At 71.4% G+C, this 21,116-nt stretch carries 18 protein-coding genes and 1 pseudogene; 10 read left to right on the forward strand and 9 right to left on the reverse strand.

What is annotated here, in order from left to right; genetic code table 11:
* Positions 1-2 precede the first annotated feature (2 nt).
* Together A5700_RS21285 and A5700_RS21290 are read left to right on the forward strand one after the other, a co-directional pair.
* On the forward strand, positions 3-1,367 hold the full coding sequence (locus A5700_RS21285; protein WP_068204992.1) for an aldehyde dehydrogenase: 1,365 nt from the start codon (positions 3-5) through the stop codon (positions 1,365-1,367).
* A gap of 3 nt (positions 1,368-1,370) precedes the next feature.
* Positions 1,371-2,150, forward strand: a complete 780-nt coding sequence (locus A5700_RS21290) for a 3-oxoacyl-ACP reductase (RefSeq protein WP_068064492.1) — start codon at positions 1,371-1,373, stop codon at positions 2,148-2,150.
* Here A5700_RS21290 and A5700_RS21295 read toward each other — a convergent pair.
* From A5700_RS21295 to A5700_RS21315, 5 genes are all read right to left on the reverse strand, one after another.
* A complete protein-coding gene (locus A5700_RS21295) occupies positions 2,137-3,081 on the reverse strand; it encodes a PPE domain-containing protein (protein ID WP_068064494.1) in 945 nt (314 codons plus the stop codon). The genes A5700_RS21290 and A5700_RS21295 overlap by 14 nt on opposite strands.
* Before the next feature lie 121 nt (positions 3,082-3,202).
* The gene (locus A5700_RS21300) at positions 3,203-3,577 is read right to left on the reverse strand and encodes a hypothetical protein (protein WP_231973674.1); all 375 of its coding nucleotides are present in this window, start codon (positions 3,575-3,577) and stop codon (positions 3,203-3,205) included.
* 135 nt (positions 3,578-3,712) lie between these two features.
* Positions 3,713-4,831, reverse strand: coding sequence for an alkaline phosphatase family protein (locus A5700_RS21305; RefSeq protein ID WP_068064499.1), 1,119 nt, complete (start codon positions 4,829-4,831; stop codon positions 3,713-3,715).
* 102 nt (positions 4,832-4,933) lie between these two features.
* A complete protein-coding gene (locus A5700_RS21310; protein WP_068064501.1) occupies positions 4,934-6,436 on the reverse strand; it encodes a mannitol dehydrogenase family protein in 1,503 nt (500 codons plus the stop codon).
* 231 nt (positions 6,437-6,667) lie between these two features.
* Positions 6,668-7,759 carry a HoxN/HupN/NixA family nickel/cobalt transporter gene (locus A5700_RS21315; RefSeq protein WP_156671342.1) on the reverse strand — a complete coding sequence of 364 codons (1,092 nt, stop codon included), beginning with the start codon at positions 7,757-7,759 and terminating at the stop codon, positions 6,668-6,670.
* Between the two features lie 180 nt (positions 7,760-7,939).
* Between A5700_RS21315 and A5700_RS21320 the strand changes: the two genes are divergently transcribed.
* Positions 7,940-8,419 (forward strand): Fur family transcriptional regulator, encoded by a 480-nt coding sequence (locus tag A5700_RS21320; RefSeq protein ID WP_068064506.1) that lies wholly within the window; start codon positions 7,940-7,942, stop codon positions 8,417-8,419.
* On the opposite strand, the gene mtr is transcribed toward A5700_RS21320, so the two are convergent.
* Both mtr and A5700_RS21330 read right to left on the reverse strand, forming a co-directional pair.
* Positions 8,416-9,795: a mycothione reductase gene (gene mtr, locus A5700_RS21325; RefSeq protein ID WP_068064508.1), complete on the reverse strand. Its 1,380-nt coding sequence runs from the start codon at positions 9,793-9,795 to the stop codon at positions 8,416-8,418. The two genes, A5700_RS21320 and mtr, sit on opposite strands and share 4 nt — an antisense overlap.
* A gap of 13 nt (positions 9,796-9,808) precedes the next feature.
* A complete protein-coding gene (locus tag A5700_RS21330; RefSeq protein ID WP_068064511.1) occupies positions 9,809-10,846 on the reverse strand; it encodes an alpha/beta hydrolase in 1,038 nt (345 codons plus the stop codon).
* A 180-nt stretch (positions 10,847-11,026) separates the two neighbouring features.
* Here A5700_RS21330 and mqo point away from each other — a divergent pair, with 180 nt between their 5' ends.
* The 7 genes and pseudogenes from mqo (at position 11,027) to A5700_RS21365 (ending at position 19,828) form a co-directional block, all read left to right on the forward strand.
* Positions 11,027-12,514: a malate dehydrogenase (quinone) gene (mqo, locus tag A5700_RS21335; RefSeq protein WP_068064544.1), complete on the forward strand. Its 1,488-nt coding sequence runs from the start codon at positions 11,027-11,029 to the stop codon at positions 12,512-12,514.
* Positions 12,515-12,583: 69 nt separating this feature from the next.
* Positions 12,584-13,054, forward strand: coding sequence for a GNAT family N-acetyltransferase (locus A5700_RS21340; protein WP_068064513.1), 471 nt, complete (start codon positions 12,584-12,586; stop codon positions 13,052-13,054).
* Positions 13,051-14,895: a magnesium chelatase subunit D family protein gene (locus A5700_RS21345; protein WP_068204994.1), complete on the forward strand. Its 1,845-nt coding sequence runs from the start codon at positions 13,051-13,053 to the stop codon at positions 14,893-14,895. The genes A5700_RS21340 and A5700_RS21345 overlap by 4 nt, the downstream gene beginning before the upstream one ends.
* Before the next feature lie 23 nt (positions 14,896-14,918).
* Positions 14,919-15,533: a cob(I)yrinic acid a,c-diamide adenosyltransferase gene (gene cobO, locus A5700_RS21350; RefSeq protein ID WP_068064515.1), complete on the forward strand. Its 615-nt coding sequence runs from the start codon at positions 14,919-14,921 to the stop codon at positions 15,531-15,533.
* Positions 15,530-16,960 (forward strand): cobyrinate a,c-diamide synthase, encoded by a 1,431-nt coding sequence (locus A5700_RS21355; protein ID WP_197502689.1) that lies wholly within the window; start codon positions 15,530-15,532, stop codon positions 16,958-16,960. Before cobO ends, A5700_RS21355 begins: the two co-directional genes overlap by 4 nt.
* 9 nt (positions 16,961-16,969) lie before the next feature.
* A pseudogene (gene cobA / locus A5700_RS21360) lies at positions 16,970-18,189 on the forward strand (uroporphyrinogen-III C-methyltransferase).
* 22 nt (positions 18,190-18,211) lie between these two features.
* Complete coding sequence (locus tag A5700_RS21365; protein ID WP_068064522.1) at positions 18,212-19,828, forward strand: MFS transporter; 1,617 nt, start codon at positions 18,212-18,214, stop codon at positions 19,826-19,828.
* Between the two features lie 222 nt (positions 19,829-20,050).
* Here A5700_RS21365 and A5700_RS21370 read toward each other — a convergent pair whose 3' ends face one another.
* Together A5700_RS21370 and A5700_RS21375 are read right to left on the reverse strand one after the other, a co-directional pair.
* A complete protein-coding gene (locus A5700_RS21370) occupies positions 20,051-20,521 on the reverse strand; it encodes a PaaI family thioesterase (RefSeq protein ID WP_068064524.1) in 471 nt (156 codons plus the stop codon).
* Positions 20,514-21,101 carry a sigma-70 family RNA polymerase sigma factor gene (locus tag A5700_RS21375; protein ID WP_068064551.1) on the reverse strand — a complete coding sequence of 196 codons (588 nt, stop codon included), beginning with the start codon at positions 21,099-21,101 and terminating at the stop codon, positions 20,514-20,516. Before A5700_RS21375 ends, A5700_RS21370 begins: the two co-directional genes overlap by 8 nt.
* Between the last annotated feature and the right edge of the window lie 15 nt (positions 21,102-21,116).

The following is a 21,116-nucleotide window of genomic DNA, read 5'->3' on the forward strand; positions in this document are numbered from 1 at the left end:
GCATGGACACGGCGCCGCTGATCAACCCGGCGACCGAGGAGGCGCTGGGGTCGGTCGAGTTGGCCGACGCCGCGGCGGTCGACGACGCGGTGCGCCCCGAGCAGGCCGCCCAGCGGCGGTGGGCGCGGCTGGCCCCCGCCGAACGGGCCGCGGCCCTGCGGGACTTCGCCGCCGTGGTCGACGCCCACCGCGACGAACTGGCCGCGCTCGAGGTGGCCAACTCCGGGCATCCGCTGGCCTCGGCCCAGTGGGAGGCGGCCCACGTCCGCGACGTCTTGACGTTCTACGCCGCCAGCCCGGAACGGCTGTCCGGCAAGCAGATTCCGGTGGCGGGCGGGTTGGATGTCACCTTCAACGAGCCGCTGGGCGTGGTCGGCGTGATCACGCCGTGGAATTTTCCGATGCCGATCGCGGCCTGGGGCATCGCGCCGGCCCTGGCCGCCGGCAACGCCGTGTTGGTCAAGCCCGCCGAGTGGACCCCGTTGACCACCATCCGGCTCGGCGAGCTGGCGGTGGCGGCCGGGCTGGACGAAGACCTGCTGCAGGTGCTCCCGGGCCGCGGTGCGGTCGTGGGGGAGCGGTTGGTCACCCACCCCGGCGTGCGCAAGATCGTGTTCACCGGGTCCACCGAGGTCGGCAAGAAGGTGATGGTCGGCGCGGCCGCTCAGGTCAAACGGGTGACGCTGGAATTGGGCGGCAAGAGCGCCAACATCGTCTTCGCCGATTGCGACCTCGAGCGCGCCGCCGCCACCGCGCCGGCCGGGGTGTTCGACAACGCCGGGCAGGACTGCTGTGCCCGGAGCCGAATACTGGTGCAGCGCACCGTGTATGACCGATTCATGGAGTTGTTGGAGCCCGCGGTGCGCGGTGTCGTCGTGGGTGACCCGGCCTCGCCCGACACCGAGATGGGTCCGCTGGTGTCAGCGGCGCACCGCGAGAAGGTGGCTTCCTACGTGCCCGACGGTGCGCCGATCGCGTTCCGCGGCGACGCGCCGAGCGGGCGCGGGTTCTGGTTTCCGCCGACGGTGTTGACACCGCAACGCACCGACCGCGCCGCCACGGAGGAGATCTTCGGCCCGGTCGTCACCGTGTTCGCCTTCGACGACGAACACGACGCCGTCGCGCTGGCCAACGACACCCACTACGGCCTGTCCGGGTCGATCTGGACCGACGACCTGTCCCGCGCGCTGCGGGTGTCGCGGGCGCTGGAATCCGGCAATTTGTCGGTCAATTCGCACTCGTCGGTGCGCTACACCACGCCGTTCGGCGGGTTCAAGCAGTCGGGCCTGGGCCGCGAGCTCGGCGCGGACGCGCCTCTGCACTTCACCGAGACGAAGAACGTGTTCATCGCGATCAAGGAGGCGTAGCCGGTGCCGGTCGATCTCACCCAGCGGCTGAAGGGCCGCGTCGCCGTCGTCACCGGCGGCGGCAGCGGCATCGGGTTGGCCGCGGCACGCCGGATGCGCGCCGAAGGCGCCACCATCGTGGTGGCCGACATCGACGGCGACGCCGGAGGCGCTGCGGCCGAAGAACTTTCGGGGCTGTACGTGCCCGCCGATGTGTCGCGTGAGGACGCGGTCAACGAGCTGTTCGACGCCGCGGCGGCCAGATACGGTCGCATCGACATCGCGTTCAACAACGCCGGCATCTCACCGCCCGACGATGATCTCATCGAGACCACGGAATTGCCGGCGTGGCAACGGGTTCAGGAGGTGAACCTCATGTCGGTGTACCTGTGCTGCCGGGCCGCGCTGCGGCACATGGTGCCGGCGGCCACGGGCTCCATCATCAACACGGCGTCGTTCGTCGCGGTGCTGGGCTCGGCGACGTCGCAGATCTCCTACACCGCCTCGAAGGGTGGGGTGCTGGCCATGTCCCGCGAGCTGGGGGTGCAGTACGCCCGGCGGGGCATCCGCGTGAACGCGTTGTGCCCCGGCCCGGTCAACACTCCGCTGCTCAAGGAGCTGTTCGCCAAGGATCCCGAGCGGGCCGCCCGCCGGCTGGTGCACGTGCCCGTCGGGCGGTTCGCCGATCCCGACGAGATCGCGGCCGCCGTGGCGTTTTTGGCGAGCGACGACGCGTCGTTCATCACCGCGTCGACGTTCCTGGTCGACGGCGGCATCAGCGCCGCCTACGTCACCCCCCTTTGACCGCCGCCGCGCCCCGGCCCGACGGCGCTTCGCTCCCGGCGACCAGGTGTAGCCGCTCGGTGGCCCAGCCCTGGGCGGCGCCGACCGCGGCGGCCGCGACCGGCGGCGTGGCCCGCGTCCAGGACGGCGGAACCGACAGCGCGCCCACGACGGCCGCGCGGCCACGCGCGACCCGCACGGCCGGCCCGCCGTTGCCCCGCCGGGGGAACAGCGCGCGCAGCGCGGCGTCCTTGTTCGCGGCGTTGAGGTGGCTTATCGCCAGGCCCGACGGCGCCGACAGCGAGCTCAGCTTGGACAGCGACGACGTGACCGGCGCGAGCGCCGCGGTGAACGGCGGGATCGGCGTCGACGCCAGCCGCGCGAGCGCGTCGGCGATCGCCGGCATCACCTGTCGGCCGGTCGAGACCACGTCCGGCGCCGCCGTCAGCTTCCAGCAGCCCGACGCCCCGGCCCGCCAGGCTCCGGGCGGCGCGGCGAACGGCGTCAACGCCGCCGCCCGGGCCGACGCGCTCGCGTAGTCGCGCAGGGCGTCGGCGTCGCGGGCCCACATCCGGTCGTACTCGCCGTCGAGCTCCGCGATCGCCGCGGCCGTCCGGCCCAGAGGGTCGGTCGAGGCCAGCAGCGTCCGCTGCAGGCGATTGGCGGCGATCTCGGCCGGCGGCACGGTGGCGGCCACCGCGGCCCGGTACGCCGCGGCCGCCGCGCCGGCCCGGGCCGCCGTCTCCTCGGCCTGCTCGGCGACGGTGGTCAGCCAGGCGGCCATGGCCGCGGCCGACGGCATGGCGGCCATCGGCGCGTAGGCGGCCGCCATGGCGCGCAGCCGCTCGCTCAGCACCTGCCACGCCTCGCCGGCGCGCACCAGCGGACGGTCACCCGGTCCCGAACGGACGCGCGCGGAGTTCAGTTCCGGCGGAAGCGTCGTGAAATGCATGCTCTTCGGTCTCCAGACATCGGCGGTGGCCGGCCCGCGGCCGCAACAGGTTTGCGGCCCAAAGGCGTTCGCTGCCGAACGCGCGGCGCCGAGCCCGGTCAGGTCTCAGCGACAGCGCGCGTCAGCAGCGCGCGATGCACAGCGATGTCGAAAGGTTTTGAGCCAGCACTGCATTGGAGAGTGGCCCGGCGCGGGCGCCGTCGGCCGCAACGCGCGCGGCCGCGAAGGACGCCGGCAGCGGGGTGCGATAACACGGCGGCGCGCCCCGCGTCCAGGTCTGCGGCCGCTCGCGCGTCATCCACATGCTGCGGAACGGCTTCTTGGTCGCCGGCGCGGCCGGGGCGGCGGCGGGGCGAGTCATCGGCCGCGCATGCACCCCAACGTGGCCGGCGCCGTGCGACCAGACCGCCGGCTCGGGCAGGGTGGCGGCGGAGTATTGCGGCCGCAGCGCCGATCCGGCGATGAGCGCGGCGAGGAGGCTGACCGCGGCGGCCACGCCGACGGCCGACAGCCATCGTCGCGCTCGACCAGTGTCCCGATGCCCCACAGTGGACCGACGTTACAACACCGTCCTGCGGCGACGGCCCGTGCGAGCTGTGAGAACGGTGCAAGTCGGATGTGTATTCGGCCCTCAGCCGCGCACCGCGATCAACGGGATGGCCATCTCGGCGGCGGTGGCGGCGCCGTGAAACCCGATCAGCTGTGCCGTCTCCGGTGGTTCGTGGGCGGTGGCCAGCACCGCGGTGTCACCGGTGCACACCGCCACGACGTCACCGAGTCGCCGGAGGTGCCGCGGGTCGACGGGCCCGAACATCCCGGTGGCCACCGCCTGCTCGCGGCTGTACACCTCGGCGCGGCCGGTCAGCACCTCCGCCCAGGCTGCCCGCACGTCGTCGGCGGCGCCCGGGTCGGTGTGCAGGTAGCGGACCCGCGGTTCACCGGCCACCACCCGGACGCCCGCGGCGAGGCGCGCGTCGGCGTCGAGGTCGACGCGGGTCTCGGCCGGCACGTTGAGGCCGCCGTGGTCCGCCGTCACCAGCAGCGCGGCGCGCGGCGGCAGGCCCGCCCGCAAGCGGGACAGCAGCGCGTCGACCTGGGCGGCGGCGGTGTGCCATTGATCCGAGCCGACGCCGAAGACGTGGGCGGCGGTGTCCAGTTCGGCGGTGTAGCCATACACCAACCCCGGCGCCGCCCGCAGCTCGTCGACCACCAGCGCCGCGTAGTCGTCGCGGGGCTCGGCGGGGCGGAATGCGGCGCCGCGATAGGCCGCGTCGGTCAGCCCGCTGCCGAGGAAGGCCGCCGGCAGGACGGCGCGCGCCGCGATGCCGGCGTCGTTGAGCCGCCCGAACCAGGTCGGCAGCGGCTGCCACACGCCGGGCGGCGGGTCGTCGCGCCACCGGATGTGGTTGAGCACCCGATCCGTGCCGGGCACGTTGAGCGTGAAGCCCAGAATGCCGTGCTGGCCGGGCGGCGCACCGGTGCCCAGCGACACCAGGCTGGTGGGCGTGGTCGAGGGGAAGGTGCAATCCAAGCGGCTGATCCATCCGGCCTCGCCGGCCAGCACCGACGCCAACAGCGGCGCCGCGGGGGCCAGCGACGGCAGCAGCTGCCAGCCCAGCCCGTCGACCAGCACCACGCAGACGCGGTCGACGGCGCCCACCGCGTCGGCCAGCCCCAGGGCGTCGTGCGCGCCGGGCGCGCCCAGCAGGGCCGCCGCCGCGGGCATGATGTCGCACAGGGAACCGGGCACCCGGTCAGTGTGGCACGACGACCGCCGGCCGGTGCGCGGCGCTGTCGCCGTTGCGCTTTGGGCGGCCCCCCGCTGCGCCTAGACCGGCCTCGCGCGGGAGGCTCACTGGGACAACAGGTCTCGGTAATCGGTGCCCTGACAGCGCCGCAACGCGGCCGTCACGCCGTAGGTGTCGATCTCGCCGATCATCTCCCCGAGGAGGCGGACGAAGTCGGGCACCAGGCGCAGCTCACCGAACGCTTCATGCCGGAGCAGCGGTTTGGGGTAGGTCTTGCCCAGCGAGGCCAGCATGGTCAAGAGCTTGGCCTGCGGGTCCTCGATCGCCATGGCGGCCCCGGCGAGGTCGTATCCGTAGAGGTAGCGGGCCCAACCCGCGACCGCCAGCATCAGCAGGCCGTGCGGCCGGCCGAGGGCGATCGCCTCGTGCAGGGAGGGCAGCAGGTATGCCGGCATCTTCTCCGAACCGCGCCGCGCCAGCCGCGACATCCGATCGCTGATGTGCGGGTTGCTCAACCGGTCGAGCAGCGTCGTGCAGTACGCCTGGACGTCGACTCCGGGGACTTTCGGCAGCAGCGGCGCGATCTCCTCCCGCATCAGCTGTTCGGCGTAGCAGTACAACGCGCGGTCGTTCATGGCGTCGTTGAGCCGCTGATACCCGGCCAGCGTCGCCAAATAGGCGATGGCGCTGTGCGTTCCGTTGAGGAGCCGGGTCTTGATCAGCTTGTGCGCGCTGACGTCGGTGACGAATTGCACGCCGACCTCTTCCAGCTGCGGGCGGCCGTTGCTGAAGGTGTCTTCGACAATCCACTGCCGGTAGGGCTCGGTGAGCACCGGCGCCCGGTCGGCCACGCCGAATCTGCGCTCGACGAACCGCAGGTGAGCCGCCTCGGTGTGCGGCGTGATGCGGTCCACCATGCTCGACGGGAACGCGACGTTCGCGTCGATCCATCGCCCGAGGGCACCGTCGCGCAACGTGGCGAACGTGACCAGCGCGGCGCGGGCGGTCCGGCCGCTGTCGGGCATGTTGTCGCAGGACAACACCGTGAACGGGGCTATGCCGTTGCGCCGACGGCGCTGCAGCGCCTCGGTAAGGTAGGCCCACGGCGTCCTGAATTGGTCCGGCGCGTACAGGTCGGCGCGCACGTCGTCGGCGGTGACATCGAATTTCTGCGTGTGCGGATCGACGAAGTACCCGTTGCCGGTCACCGTCATGGTCACCACGCGAGTCCGCTCGTCGGTGAGGGCGGCGAGCACCGCGTCCCGCTCGTCCGCGGCGTAGTGCCAACCGCAGAGTGAGCCCACCACGCGGGCGTTCTGCGCCTCCCGTCCGCGTTCGGTGACGGTGTAAAGCCAATCTTGGCTCGCCAGAAGCTTTTTAACGTCGGGGTGGCGCAGACTCACCCCGACGATGCCCCACTGCGTCGAGACGCCTCGGCACGCGAGTTCGTCGAGGTAGACCGCCTGATGCGCCCGGTGGAAATTGCCCACACCGATGTGGACGATTCCCGGGGAGAGCGCGGACCGGTCGTAGGTGGGCACCCGAACTCCGTCGCGGTGCAATTGCAAAGTGGCTGTGCTCAACGCAACGACGTCGTGACGCCGCATTCGGATTACTGTGGACACGGCGCTACCCCCGGGGAACGTGGGTCGAGGTTTCGTGGGAAGCGCAAGTGCTAGACGCTTGAGCCGGTGGTTACCCTCGGCATATCGCGGCAAACGACGGGGGCCAGATGTGTGCGGCGCGTGGCGTCGTGGTCCGGCGGGCGAAGTGGTTCGCGGCCAAAAACGTTGTCCGCGTGTGAACGCTGTCGCCGCGGGTACGGGGGTCTCGGCGGCTCAACGCGCCGTGTCGCGCGTCGCCCACCTCTGCTCGAGGCGGCCGTACCGCCACACCAGCACGGCCACCGCCCAGGTCACCGCGAACATGCCGACGATGAAGAAACCGACCGCGTTGAGGTCCAGTCCGGCGACGTAGTCCCAGAACGCGCCCCGCCAGCCGAACTGCCCCGCCATCAAGGTGAGCAGCTCGACACTGCCGATCACCCACGCGACCGCCACCGACAGGGCGGTGATGGTGAGGTTGTAATAGATCTTGCGCAGCGGATTGGCGAACGCCCACCCGTAGGCGAAGTTCATGAACGAACCGTCGACGGTGTCCAGCAGGCACATGCCGGCGGCGAACAGGACGGGCAGACACAGGATCGCGTACCAGGGCAGCCCGGCGGCGGCGCTGGTGCCCGCCAGAACCAGCAGCGCGATCTCGGTGGCGGTGTCGAAGCCGAGCCCGAACAGCAATCCGATGGGGTAGCAGTGCCAGGACCTGGTGACCGACCTGGTGAACGGTCTAAGGATGCGGGTCATCAGTCCCCGGTTGGCCAACTGCCGGTCCAGCTCCGCGCCGTGGACGTCCGCGTCGAATTCGCCGCGGCGCAGCCGGGCCAGGACACGCACAATGCCTACCAGCACAACGACGTTGAGGATGGCGATCACGTACAGGAACACCCCGGAGACGCCGGTGCCGATCAACCCCGTGTAGTGGTGCAGCGCGGAGGAGTCGTCTTGGACCGGCCCGACGACCGCGCGGACCCCGCAGGCCAGCAGCACCGCCAGTCCGAAGACCACGGTGGAATGGCCCAGCGAGAAGAAGAAGCCCACGGCCAGCGGGCGCTGGCCGTCGTTCATCAGCTTGCGGGTGGTGTTGTCGATGGCGGCGATGTGGTCGGCGTCGAAGGCGTGCCGCAGGCCCAGCGTGTAGGCGGTCAGGCCTATTCCGACGCCGAAGGCCTTGCCGCCGACCGTGTATTGGGCCGGTGCGACGAGGGCGACCAACGTGAACCAGCCGATGACGTGCAGCGCGACGATCACCGCGAGCATCGACGCCAGCCGCCCCCACTCCGCCGGCGCCAAGGCGCCACCGACCCTGGCCATCCAAGACGTCGAGGCGTCGGCACTGGCCACCGGGGTCCTTCCAGGTCCGTCCAGCTTCGCGGGCAACCGGCACGACTGTAAGTTCCGCCGACCCCAGATGCAACCCGGTCGCAGGAGACCGCGCCGGGTGAATCGGCGTCAGAACTGGCGATCCGGGGCGTCGGGCGCAACACTGAACGGGTGACGCCCAAGCCCTCGGCCCTGGACCCCTCCGTCACCGCGCGCCTCGGCGACTTCCTGCGCGCCCGGGGGCTGCGGCGGATGACGTCGCGGATCCAGGTGCTGGCCGTGCTCGAGCCCATCGCCGGGCACCTGTCGGTGGCCGAGATCCACCAGCGGGTCCGCGAGGGCCTCCCGCCCGGCGCGCAGGCCCCCGACGTGGCGACGGTGTATCGCACGGTGACCACCCTGGTCGACCAGGGCCTGCTGCACGCCCTGACCCTCGAGGGCGGGGTCACCACCTACGGTCTGGCCACCGCGCCGCACCATCACGCCGTGTGCACCCGCTGCGCCACCCTGATCGAGGTGCCCGCGCGCCAGCTCAGCGCCGCGCTCGAACACGCCATGGCGGGCAGCTCGTTCGCGTTGTCCGAGGCGGCCGGCCTGACGTTGCACGGGCTGTGCCCCAGCTGCCAGGACGAGCGGCCCGGCGCCCGCTAGTACAGCTTCAACAGCGCGTTCTCGACGACCTCGGACAGCGCCGGGTGAATCCAGTACTGGCCGCGCGCCATCTCGGGGGCGGTCAGCCCGAAACTCATCGCCTGGATCAGCGGCTGGATGATCGACGACGCCTGCGGACCCATGATGTGCGCGCCCAGCAGACGGCCGCCGTGGCGCTCCGCGATGAGCTTGACAAAGCCCGTCGTGTTCTCCATCGCCCAGCCGTAAGCCACGTCGCCGTACTGCTGGACCGCCACCGAGATATCGAAACCCCCTGCGATCGCCTGGTTTTCGGTCAATCCCACGGTGGCCACCTGCGGGTCGCTGAACACGGCCGACGGCACGTGCCGGTGGTCGGTCCTGGCCAGGGAATCCGTGTCGTCCCAGTCGCGCAGCAGGTTGTGCCGCACCACGCGGGCCTCGTGGTTGGCCACGTGCTTGAGCTGATAGGGCGAGGAGACATCGCCGAGCGCAAAAACGCCGCGCGCGCTCGTGCGTTGGAACTGGTCGACCAGGACTCGGCCGTCCTCGGTGTCCACACCGGCCTGCTCGGCGTCGAGCTGGTCGCCGTTGGGCACCCGGCCGGTCGCGACCAGCAGCAGGTCGGCGTCCAGGGTGCGCCCGTCGTCGAGTTGCAGGGTCACCCCGGCGTCCCGGTTGGTGCCGCCCACGACGTTGCGATGGGTGCGGACCTCCCATTGCGCGGCGGCGATGCGGGTGAACCGTTCGCAGATGGCGTCGTCGCAGTGCCGCAACAGCCGACCACCCCGGATCACCAGCGTCACCCGCGTGCCCAGCGCGGTAAAGATGTGCGCGAATTCCGCAGCCACATAACCACTTCCGACGATCACCAGGTGCTCGGGCAGCTCCGGGACCCGCATGATGGTGTCGCTGGTGTAGTAGTCGATGCCGCAGTCGAGGATGGCGGGCGGGACCGTGGGCCGCGATCCCGCGGCGATCACCACCTGGTCGGCGGTGAATTCGTCACCACCGTCGGTGCGCAGCAAGTAGCGCCCGTCGGGCTGAACCGGGCCGAACCGAGTGTGTTGTTGGTACACATCGACATTGGGGGACGAGCGGCGATAGTCCTCGCCGCTCAACCCGATGGGATCGATGCGGCCGAAGATGCGCGAGACGATGTCGGCCCAGCGCACCCCGTCCACCGTGGCGTCGATGCCGTACCGGGCGGCGTCCCGGACGGTGGTGGCGACCTCGGCGGCGTAGCCGAACATCTTGGTCGGGATGCATCCGACGTTCAGGCAGGTGCCTCCGAACGTGCCCTGCTCGCAGATCGCCGTCCGCTTGCCGGTGAAGCGCTCGTCCAAAATGGTGTTGCCGGAACCGGTTCCGATGATCGCGATGTCGTAGGTTTCCATGCCGTAAGACCCCTTATGCCTCTTGCGCCGCTACCGCCGCGCCGGGCCCGGTGGCGCGCAGGTAGCCGTCGAGCCACCAATCCAGCTCCCGATAGGCCGAATTGCGCGGCGCCGGCAGCGACAGGAAGACGTCATGCTTGGCGTCGACGATCGGAACGATGGCCGTGCGATTGCCCAGACAGCCCGCCCAGCGGGCGATCTGGGCGACGTCGAGGACGGCGTCGCCGCACTCCATGGACGTCGGGTCTGCGCTTTCGCGCACGCTGCGATCCGACCGCAGGACCAGGTTGGGGACTCCGACGTCGAGACCGCGGTGCAGCCTGGCCTGCCCTCGGCGCACGGCGTGCAGCCAGCCGAAGGTGATCGGGAAGCCGCCCACCGGTTTCCACTGCAGGTTGTAGTCGAACTCGCCGTGATAGTCGCGGTGCAGGCTGGTGCCGTAACCGCCCACGCCCGGCGACCGGGCCACGCCCTTGGACCGCACTCGCGACAGTCCGGCGAGCAGCGCGACCGTGGCGGAATGGCGCAGCGCGGCGGGCCCGGGCAGCTCGAAGAACGGGCTGTTGAGCACGAGCCCGCCGACGGTGGCGTGCGCCGCCGGGTCGCGGCGGCGCAGCCGGTCCAGCCACAACGACACGATCAGCCCGCCCGCCGAGTGCCCGTACATCAGGATCTTGGCGGGTCGCGCGGTCGCGGCGACCAGGGCGAGTGCCGCCTGCAGCTCGGTGTCGTAGTTCTGCAGGTCGGTGACGAAGTGCGGCGTCTGGCCGTCGCGCCGCGAACGCCCGCATTTGTGCAGGTCGAGTGCGAAAAAGTCGAAGCCGCGGGCGGCGAAGTGCTCGGCGAGCGCGGTGTGGAAGAAGTAGTCGGTGTAGCCGTGCACCGCCAAAACCGCGTGCCCCGGCGGCGCGGTGTCGGCACCGTCGTGCCCTGGCGCCGGCCCGCGGCGGATCAGGGTCGCGGCGATGTCGCCCTCGCCGGCCGGGTCCGTGCCCAGCGGGATGGTGCGCTGCCAGTAACCAGGCAGGACGTCGGGCTCCCAGCCAGTCACCCCGCCATTCACCAAGCCAGCTTAGAGCCTTTGCTGCCCCGGGGGAGGCGCACGCCGTTCGCGCGCGGTACCCGTCGGGATAACCTGGGACCGGCACGCCCCGAGGGAAGGACCAGCACGCCGGTGTCATCGCTAGCCAGTACCGCGCGGACGGACGTCGTGCTGGTGGGTGCGGGCATCATGAGCGCCACCCTGGCCGCGTTGCTGCGCCGGCTGCAGCCGGATTGGTCGATGACCGTCGTGGAGCGGCTCGACGCGGCCGCCGCCGAAAGCAGCAGCCCCTGGAACAACGCGGGCACCGGGCACTCGGCGTTGTGCGAACTCAACTACACCCCGCAGCTGCCCGACGGCTCGATCGACATCAGCAAAGCGGTGCGCGTCAACGAGCAGTTCCAGCTGACCCGCCAGTTCTGGGCCTACGCCGTGGAGAACGGCATCCTGACGGACGCGGGCTTCGTCAACCCGGTCCCGCACGTGAGCTTCGTGCGCGGGGCGGACCGCGTCGACTATCTGCGGCGCCGGCAGCGCGCCCTGGCCGACAACCCGCTGTTCGCCGGCGTCGAATTGATCGACGACGCCGGTGAGTTCGCGCGTCGGCTGCCGCTCATGGCGGCCAAACGCGACTTCTCCGAGCCGACGGCCCTCAACTGGGCGCCGCACGGCACCGACGTCGACTTCGGAGCGTTGTCTGCGCAACTGCTGGGATATTGCGTGCGCACGGGCGCCACGGCGTTGTTCGGGCACGAGGTGCTTGGCCTGAGCCGTCAGTCCGACGGCAGCTGGCGGCTGCTGCTCCGCAATCGCCGCACCGGCGAAAAGCGGCGCATCGACGCGAAATTCGTGTTCGTCGGGGCCGGGGGTGACGCCCTGCCGTTGTTGCAGAAGTCCGGCATCGCGGAGGCGAAGGGTTTCGCGGGTTTCCCGATCGGCGGCCGCTTCCTGCGCGCCGCAAACCCCGCGCTCACCGCCGCGCACCGCGCCAAGGTGTATGGCGCCCCGGCTGCGGGCGCCCCGCCCCTCGGGGCCCTGCATCTGGATCTGCGCTTCGTCAACGGCAAGCCCTGGCTGGTGTTCGGTCCCTACGCCGGGTGGTCCCCGAAGTTCTTGAAGCACGGTCGCCTCACCGACCTTCCGCGGTCGGTGAAACCGGACAACGCGCTGTCGATGCTGGGCGTCGGGCTCACCGAGCGGACGCTGCTGGGCTATCTGATCGCTCAGCTGCGACTCTCGGCACCGGACCGGCTACGCATGCTGCGCGAATTCATTCCCACCGCAACGGGTTCGGACTGGCAGCTGACGGTGGCCGGCCAGCGGGTGCAGGTGATTCGCCGGGACGGGCGCAGGGGTGGCGCGTTGGACTTCGGCACCACGCTGCTGCACTCCGATGGCATCGCCGGGCTGCTGGGCGGCTCGCCGGGGGCGTCGACGGCCGTCTCGATCGCCCTGGACGTGTTGCGCCGCTGCTTCACCGGCCGCTATCCCGCCTGGGCGCCCACGCTCACCGAGATGGTGCCGTCGCTGGGAGTGCAGCTGTCCCAGGAGCCGGCCCTCTACGGCGAGGTGTGGTCGTGGAGCTCTCGGGTGCTGGGGTTGGACCGGCAACCCGGCGCGGCGCCACCGGGTCCGCATTCGTCCCACGCCACAACGTCGCCGACGGGGGTGTCATGAGTTGCGCTGTCTGCGATGCGAAGCGAAGCGATGTGGGCCTGAGTCCCGCCGACGGGAAAGAGCAACGTCATGACTGAAGCGCTGCGGCGCGTCTGGGCCAAAGACCTTGACGTGCAGACACTTTACGAGCTGCTGAAGCTGCGGGTGGAAGTGTTCGTCGTCGAGCAGGCCTGCCCGTATCCGGAGCTGGACGGGCGGGACCTGCTGGCCGAGACCCGGCACTTCTGGCTGGAAACGCCTGAGGGTGAGGTGATTTGCACGCTGCGGTTGATGGAGGAACACGCCGGCGGCCAGAAGGCCTTTCGGATCGGCCGGCTGTGCACCAAGCGCAGCGCCCGCGGCCTCGGCCACACCACCCGGTTGTTGCGCGCTGCGCTGGCCGAGGTCGGCAAGTATCCGTGTCGGATCAACGCGCAGACCTATCTGGCGGACATGTACGCGCAGCACGGGTTCGTCCGGGACGGCGACGACTTCCTCGACGACGGCGTCCCGCACGTGCCGATGCTGCGGCCCGGTTCTGGGCTGGCGGAACTGTGGTGAAGCCGTACCCGTTCAGCGCCATCGTCGGTCACGACCAACTGCGGCTCGCGCTGCTGCTGTGCGCGGTGCGCCCGGAGATCGGCGGCGCGCTGATCCGCGGCGAGAAGGGCACCGCCAAGTCGACGGCCGTGCGCGGGCTCGCGTCACTGTTGGCGGCCGCCACCGGCGGCGCCGGCGGCGGCTTGGTCGAAATGCCTTTGGGCGCAACCGAAGACCGGGTGGTCGGCTCGCTGGACCTGCAGCGGGTGCTGCGCGACGGCGAGCACGCGTTCTCACCCGGCCTGTTGGCGCGCGCCCACGGCGGCGTCCTGTACGTCGACGAGGTGAACCTGCTGCACGATCACTTGGTCGACGTGCTGCTGGACGCGGCCGCGATGGGCCGGGTGCACGTCGAACGCGACGGCATCTCGCATTCGCACGAGGCGCGGTTCGTGCTGATCGGCACGATGAATCCGGAGGAGGGCGAGCTGCGTCCCCAACTGCTGGACCGCTTCGGCTTGACGGTCGACGTGCGGGCCTCGCGGGACGTCGACGTCCGGGTGCAGGTCGTCCGGCAGCGGATGGCCTACGAGGCCGACCCGGACGGGTTCGCCGAGCGGTACGCCGACGCCGAGGCCGATCTCGCTCGCCGGATCGCCGAGGCGCGCGCCCTGGTCGCCGACGTGGACCTGCCGGACGCCGAGCTGCGCCGCATCGCGGCCGTGTGCGCGGCGTTCGACGTCGACGGCATGCGCGCCGATCTGGTGGTGGCCCGCACCGCCGTCGCACACGCCGCGTGGCGGGGCGCCGCAACCGTTGCCGAGCAAGACGTCCGGGTGGCCGCCGAGCTGGCGTTGCCGCACCGGCGCCGCCGCGATCCTTTCGACGACCCGGGCATCGACCGCGACCAGCTCGACGACGCGTTGGCGCAGGGCGGACCGGACGCCGAGCCCGATCCCGACCCTCCGGGCGGTGGAGCGCCGGATCACGGGGAAAACGTTGCGCCGCAGCAGGATTCGGGGCCTGGCTCGGCGGCGCCGGCGCCGCGGACGACGCCGAGTGCGCCGCCGTCGAAGACCTTCCGCGCCCGGGCGTTGACGGTTCCGGGGGTGGGGGTCGGGGCCCCCGGGCGCCGGTCGCGGGCGCGCAACGCCACCGGCAGCGTCGTGGCGGCCGCCGACGGCGACGACGCCAGCCCCGGCGCTCACGGGCTGCACCTGTTCGCCACCGTGCTGTCGGCCGCCGCGCGGGCCGGGCGCGGCCCGCTGCGGCCCCGGCCCGAGGACGTGCGGCGGGCCGTCCGCGAGGGTCGCGAGGGCAACCTGGTGATCTTCGTCGTGGACGCGTCGGGCTCGATGGCCGCGCGCGACCGCATGGCCGCGGTCGGTGGGGCCACCCTGTCGTTGCTGCGCGACGCCTACGAACGCCGAGACAAGGTCGCCGTCATCACCTTTCGCCAGCAGGAGGCGCGCCTGCTGCTGCCGCCCACCTCGAGCGCCCACATCGCCAGCCGGCGGCTCGCCCGCTTCGATACCGGCGGCCGCACGCCGCTGGCCGAGGGGCTGCTGGCCGCGCGCGCGCTGACCGTCCGGGAGAAGGCGCGCGACCGGGCGCGGCGCGCGTTGGTGGTGTTGCTCACCGACGGCCGGGCCACCGCGGGCCCGGACCCGTTGGGCCGCAGCCGCGCCGCGGCGGCCCGCCTGGTGGCCGAGGGCACCGCCGCGGTGGTGGTGGATTGCGAAACGTCGTTCGTGCGGCTCGGGCTGGCCGAGCAGCTGGCCCGCCAGCTCGGAGCGCCGGCGGTCCGGTTGGAACAGTTGCACGCGGAGTCCCTGACGCGCGCGGTGCGCGACGTCGCCTGAGGCGCACGGAGAGGAGTAGCGCTGTGCCACAAGGTGTCCCGGTTCGGGTTCCCGACGACGGCCTCACCACGCGGGCCCGGCGCAACGCGCCGGTGCTGGCGGTGCACACCGGCGCGGGCAAAGGAAAGTCGACCGCGGCCTTCGGGATGGCGCTGCGGGCGTGGAACGCCGGGCTGGCCGTCGCGGTCTTCCAGTTCGTCAAGAGCGCCAAGTGGAAGGTGGGGGAGGAGGCGGCGTTCGCCCGGCTCGGCCGCCTGCACGACGAGCACCGCGTGGGCGGGCCGGTCGAATGGCACAAGATGGGCGCCGGCTGGTCGTGGACCCGCAAGGCGGGTAGCGAGGTCGACCACGCGGCCGCCGCGGCGGACGGCTGGCGGGAGATCGCGGCCCGGCTCGCCGCGCAACGCCACGACTTCTACGTGCTCGACGAGTTCACCTACCCGCTGAAGTGGGGTTGGGTGGACGTCGACGACGTGGTCGACACGCTGCTCGCGCGGCCGGGCCAGCAGCACGTGGTGATCACCGGGCGCGACGCCCCGCCGCGCCTGCTCGAGGCCGCCGATCTGGTGACCGAGATGGCCAAGGTCAAACACCCGATGGACGCCGGCCGCAAAGGCCAGAAGGGCATCGAGTGGTGAGTGTCCCCGCGGTGGTGATCGCCGCGCCCGCGTCGGGCAGCGGAAAGACCACGGTGGCAACGGGTTTGATCGGCGCGCTGCGCCGCGCCGGTCACGTGGTGGCGCCGTTCAAAGTGGGCCCGGATTTCATCGACCCCGGCTATCACGGCGTCGCGGCCGGCCGCGCGGGCCGCAACCTGGACCCAGTCATGGTCGGCGACGCCCTGATCGGCCCGCTGTACGCCCACGGCGCCGGCGGCGCGGACATCGCGGTGATCGAGGGCGTGATGGGCCTGTTCGACGGGCGCATCGGCGCTGCCCCGAGCGTCCCGGCCACCGGGTCCACCGCGCACGTGGCCGGGCTGGTCGGCGCGCCGGTGCTGTTGGTGGTCGACGCCCGCGGGCAGAGCCAGAGCGTCGCCGCGCTGCTGCACGGCTTCTCGACGTTCGACCCGGCGACGCGCATCGCCGGGGTGATCCTGAACCGGGTCGGCTCGCCCCGGCACGAGCAGGTCTTGCGGCAGGGCTGTGAACACGCCGGACTCCCGGTGCTGGGCGCCATCCCACGCAACGCCGAATTGGAGCTGCCGACAAGGTATTTGGGGCTGGTGACGGCCGTGGAATACGGGCGGCGGGCCCGCGCGGCCGTCGACGCGATGACGGAGCTGGTGGCCCGGCACGTCGACGTGGCCGCCGTCGCGGCGGTCGCCGCGAGCCGGGTCCCCGACGCCGCCTGGGAGCCCGCGGCCGCGTTGTCGCCCGGCGTCGAGCGCGCGGCCGGGCGCGCCACCGTGGCCCTCGCGGCCGGCAAGGCGTTCAGCTTCGGCTACGCCGAACACGCCGAGCTGCTGGCCGCCGCGGGCGCCGACGTGGTCGCGTTCGACCCGCTCGTCGACCCGTTGCCCGACGCGACGGACGCGGTGCTGTTGCCGGGCGGTTTCCCCGAACAGTTCACCGCCGAGCTCTCGGCCAACGACGCCGTGCGCCGGCAGATCAACGCGCTGGCTGCCGCCGGCGCGCCCATCCACGCGGAGTGCGCCGGGCTGATCTATCTGGCTGCCGAGCTCGACGGGCAACCGATGTGCGGGGTGCTGGCCGGGTCGGCGCGCTTCACCTCGCGCCTCACCCTGGCCTATCGCGAGGCCGTCGCCGTGGCCGATTCGCCGCTGTACACCGCGGGCCAGCGGGTCGTCGGGCACGAATTCCACCGCACCGTCGTGGCGTTCGACCGGCCCTACGCGCCGGCGTGGCGGTACCGCGTCCACGACGGGGCCTCCGGCGCGGACCCGACGCGCGACGGCGCCGTGCACGCCGGCGTGCACGCGTCGTACCTGCACACGCATCCCGCGGCGGCTCCCGAGGCCGTCGGCCGGTTCGTCGCACACGCGGCGGCGCGGGGCTACGGGCGCGCGGGTCGGCGGGACGGGACGCCCGCGGGCAGCCACTAGGCTTGCCGGGTGACCGAGAACGCCTACCTGGTGGGACTGCGGCTGGCGGGCAAAAAGGTCGTGGTGGTCGGCGGTGGCAACGTGGCCCAGCGCCGGCTGCCGCTGCTCATCGCCAGTGGCGCGGACATCCACGTGATCGCGCGCGCCGCCACCCCGGCCGTCGAGGCGATGAGCGGGATCAGCCTGTCGTTGCGCGCCTACCGCGAGGGCGACCTGGACGGCGCCTGGTACGCCCTCGCGGCCACCGACGACGCGCAGGTGAACGCGGCCGTGGTCGCGGAGGCCGAACGGCAGCGGATCTTTTGCGTGCGGGCGGACATCGCGGTCGAGGGCACCGCGGTCACCCCCGCGTCGTTTCGCTACGCGGGGTTGTCGGTGGGCGTGTTGGCCGGCGGCGAGCATCGCCGCTCGGCGGCCATCCGGTCGGCGATCCGGGAGGCGCTGCAGACGGGAGCCATCGCGCCCGAAACCTCGGCCACCGGCGACGACGTGATCCGCGGCGGGGTGGCGCTGGTCGGGGGCGGTCCCGGAGACCCGGAGCTGATCACCGTGCGCGGGCGCCGGCTGCTCGCGCAGGCCGACGTGGTGGTGGCCGACCGGCTGGCGCCGCCGGAGCTGCTCGCCGAGCTGTCGCCGCACGTGGAGGTCATCGACGCCGCCAAGATCCCCTACGGCCGGGCCATGGCCCAGGACGCCATCAACCACACCATGATCGAGCGGGCCCGCGCGGGCAGCTTCGTGGTCCGCCTCAAGGGCGGCGATCCCTTCGTCTTCGCGCGCGGTTACGAGGAGGTGCTGGCGTGCGTCGACGCGGGGATCCCGGTGACCGTCGTGCCGGGTGTGACAAGTGCCATAGGGGTGCCCGCCCTGGCGGGCGTTCCGGTGACTCATCGGGCCGTAAATCACGAGTTCGTGGTGGTCAGCGGCCATCTCCCACCCGGTCATCCCGAATCGTTAGTGAATTGGGATGCGTTGGCCGCAATGAGCGGGACCATCGTTTTGCTGATGGCCGTCGAGCGCATCGAGCTCTTCGTGGACGCGCTGCTGAAAGGCGGCCGACCAGCGGATACACCGGTCCTGGTGGTCCAGGAGGGTACGACGGCGGCTCAGCGCACTTTGCGGGCCACCCTCACCGACACGCCGGAAAAGATCCGGGCGGAGGGTATCCGACCTCCCGCAATCGTCATCATCGGGGCGGTCGCGGCGTTCGGGGCTTAAACGGTTCTTAAGATTACTGTAAGGTAACCCTTTATGACGGCTCTCAACGACTCCGAGCGCGCTGTCCAGAACTGGACCTCTGCGCGCCCCGATCGTCCGGCCCCCGCGCGCGCGATGTTCCCGGCGGAGACCGCCGCGAAGCCGCCGGCGAAGACCGCCGCCACTCGGATCAGCAAGTATTACCCCGCCTGGCTACCGTCGCGCCGGTTCATCGCGGCGGTCATCGCGATCGGCGGCATGCAATTGCTCGCGACCATGGACAGCACCGTCGCCATCGTGGCGCTGCCCAAGATCCAGAACGAGCTGAGCCTGTCCGACGCCGGGCGCAGCTGGGTGATCACCGCCTACGTCCTGACGTTCGGCGGCCTGATGCTGCTCGGCGGCCGGCTCGGCGACACCATCGGACGCAAGCGCACGTTCATCGTCGGCGTCGCCCTGTTCACCATCTCGTCGGTGCTGTGCGCCGTTGCCTGGGACGAGGTGACCATGGTCATCGCGCGGCTCTCCCAGGGCGTCGGGTCGGCCATCGCCTCGCCGACCGGTCTGGCGCTGGTGGCGACCACGTTCCCGAAGGGCCCGGCACGTAACTTCGCGACGGCGGTGTTCGCGGCGATGACCGCCATCGGCTCCGTGATGGGGCTGGTGGTCGGCGGGGCGCTGACCGAGGTGTCCTGGCGGCTGGCGTTTCTGGTCAACGTGCCGATCGGCCTCGTGATGATGTACCTCGCCCGCACCGCGCTGCGGGAAACCCACCGCGAACGAATGAAGCTCGACGCCACCGGGGCCATGCTGGCTACCCTCGCGTGCACCGCGGCCGTATTCGCCTTCTCGATGGGCCCGGAGAAGGGTTGGGTGTCGATCACCACCATCGGGTCCGGTGTGGTGGCACTGGGCGCCGGCCTGGCCTTCATCGTCGTGGAGCGCACCGCCGAGAATCCGGTGGTGCCCTTCGACCTGTTCCGGGACCGCAACCGGCTGGTCACCTTCATCGCGATCTTCTTGGCCGGTGGGCTGATGTTCAGCCTGACCGTCTGCATCGGCCTGTACGTGCAGGACGTGCTGGGTTACAGCGCGCTGCGCGCGGGCGTCGGCTTCATCCCGTTCGTCATCGCCATGGGCATCGGGCTGGGCATCTCCTCGCAGCTGGTGTCGCGGTTCTCGCCGCGGGTGCTGACCATCGGCGGCGGCATCCTGCTGTTCTGGGCGATGCTCTACGGCTGGGCGTTCATGCACCGCGGCGTCGCATACTTCCCGAACCTGGTGTTGCCGATCGTGGTCGGCGGCATCGGCATCGGCATGGCCGTCGTCCCGCTCACGCTGTCCGCGATCGCCGGCGTGGGCTTCGACCAGATCGGCCCCGTGTCCGCGGTCACGTTGATGCTGCAGAGCCTGGGCGGGCCGCTGGTGCTGGCGGTCATCCAGGCCGTCATCACCTCGCGGACCCTGTACCTGGGCGGCACCACCGGCCCGGTGAAGTTCATGAACGAGGCGCAGCTGCACGCGTTGGACCACGGCTACACCTACGGTCTGCTGTGGGTGGCGGGCGTGGCCGTCATCGTCGGCGGCGCGGCACTGCTCATCGGTTACACCCCCGACCAGGTCGCGCACGCGCAAGAGGTCAAGGAAGCGATGGACGCCGGGGAGCTGTAGCTTCCCCGCTCACACCGGCCGCCGCCGCGGCGGCATCAGCGCGAGCGCGACCAGAATTGCGGCGCCCCCCGCCGCCAGGGGAACGGCGCATTCGCGACGGCCGCCTGGCCCGGTACCCACCTGGTCGGCAGAATAGGCAACGGCAGCGCGCAGCCCGGTCCTCGGGTGCGCAAACGCAGGCCGGCGGCTAGGGCAGTGCATCGACAGGTCACCGAGCGGGCGTCATGCCAATCGCGTCATGTCCTTGATCAGCTGTGAGACGGCCGAGGCCGACGCGATGTGCCTGCCCCGCGAGTCGGACAGCTCCCCGCTGAGCAATACGGTGGCGCTCGTCACCTGATCCACGCGCGCGTCGGCGACGAAGACGGCGCCGGTGCCCGCGCGCAGGTAGTTCACCGTCATCGTCAGCGTGGGGCAGGGGTGGCTGGTGACCAGCGAACCGCAGTGCGTCACGGCCTGATCGAGCATCTCGGCGATCGCGCCCCCGCTGAGCCCGACGAAGTTGTACGAGCCGGGCCCCGGCTCGTAGCAGACGCGCAAGCACCGCTGCGCGCGCGAGCCCTCGAGCATCCGCGCCCGCAACGCCGAAAGGTTGCCTGGCAGAGCGCTGTTCGCGTGCGCGATCCACTCGGCCTCCGACAGCGCAGCTCCCGCACCGCCGAATAGGCCCAGATAGCCATCCTGGTCAAGCACGGTCGAAGCCGTGATCCCGGGCGACGTCGGCCAGCGACTCGCGCAACCGGCGCCGGGCCGCGTGCAGCCGCGACATCACCGTCCCGATGGGAATGTCCAGGATGTCCGCGATCTCGCGGTACCGGTAGCCGTGGACGTCGGCGTAGTACACCGTCATCCGCAGGGTCTCGGGCAACGCCTCCAGCGCGTCGATCACCTTGCGGTCCGGCACCCGCTCGAGCGCGTCGAGCTCCGCGGGCCGGCAATACGACGGCTCGTAATGGCGCCGGCGCGCCAGGTGTTGCCAGTCTCCGATGTCGCCGCTCAGGTGCTCGGTGGGACGGCAGCACAGTTTGCGGTGATTATTGATCCAGGTGTTGTGCATGATGCGGCACAGCCAGGCCCGCAGCCGGGAGCCCTCACGAAACGTGTGGAACTGGCGGTAGGCCTTAAGCATGGTCTCTTGCACCAGGTCCTCGGCGTCCGCCCGATTGCGGGTCAAACGCCTTGCGGCGCCGTACAAGTCGTCGAGAAGCGGGATCGCATCACGCTCGAAACGAGCGGTCAGGTCCGGGCTCATCTCGGTGCACTCGTTACGCATGATCACGCGGTCCGA

Source organism: Mycobacterium sp. E1214, assembly GCF_001666755.1.
In the GTDB taxonomy this organism is placed as follows: Bacteria; Actinomycetota; Actinomycetes; order Mycobacteriales; family Mycobacteriaceae; genus Mycobacterium.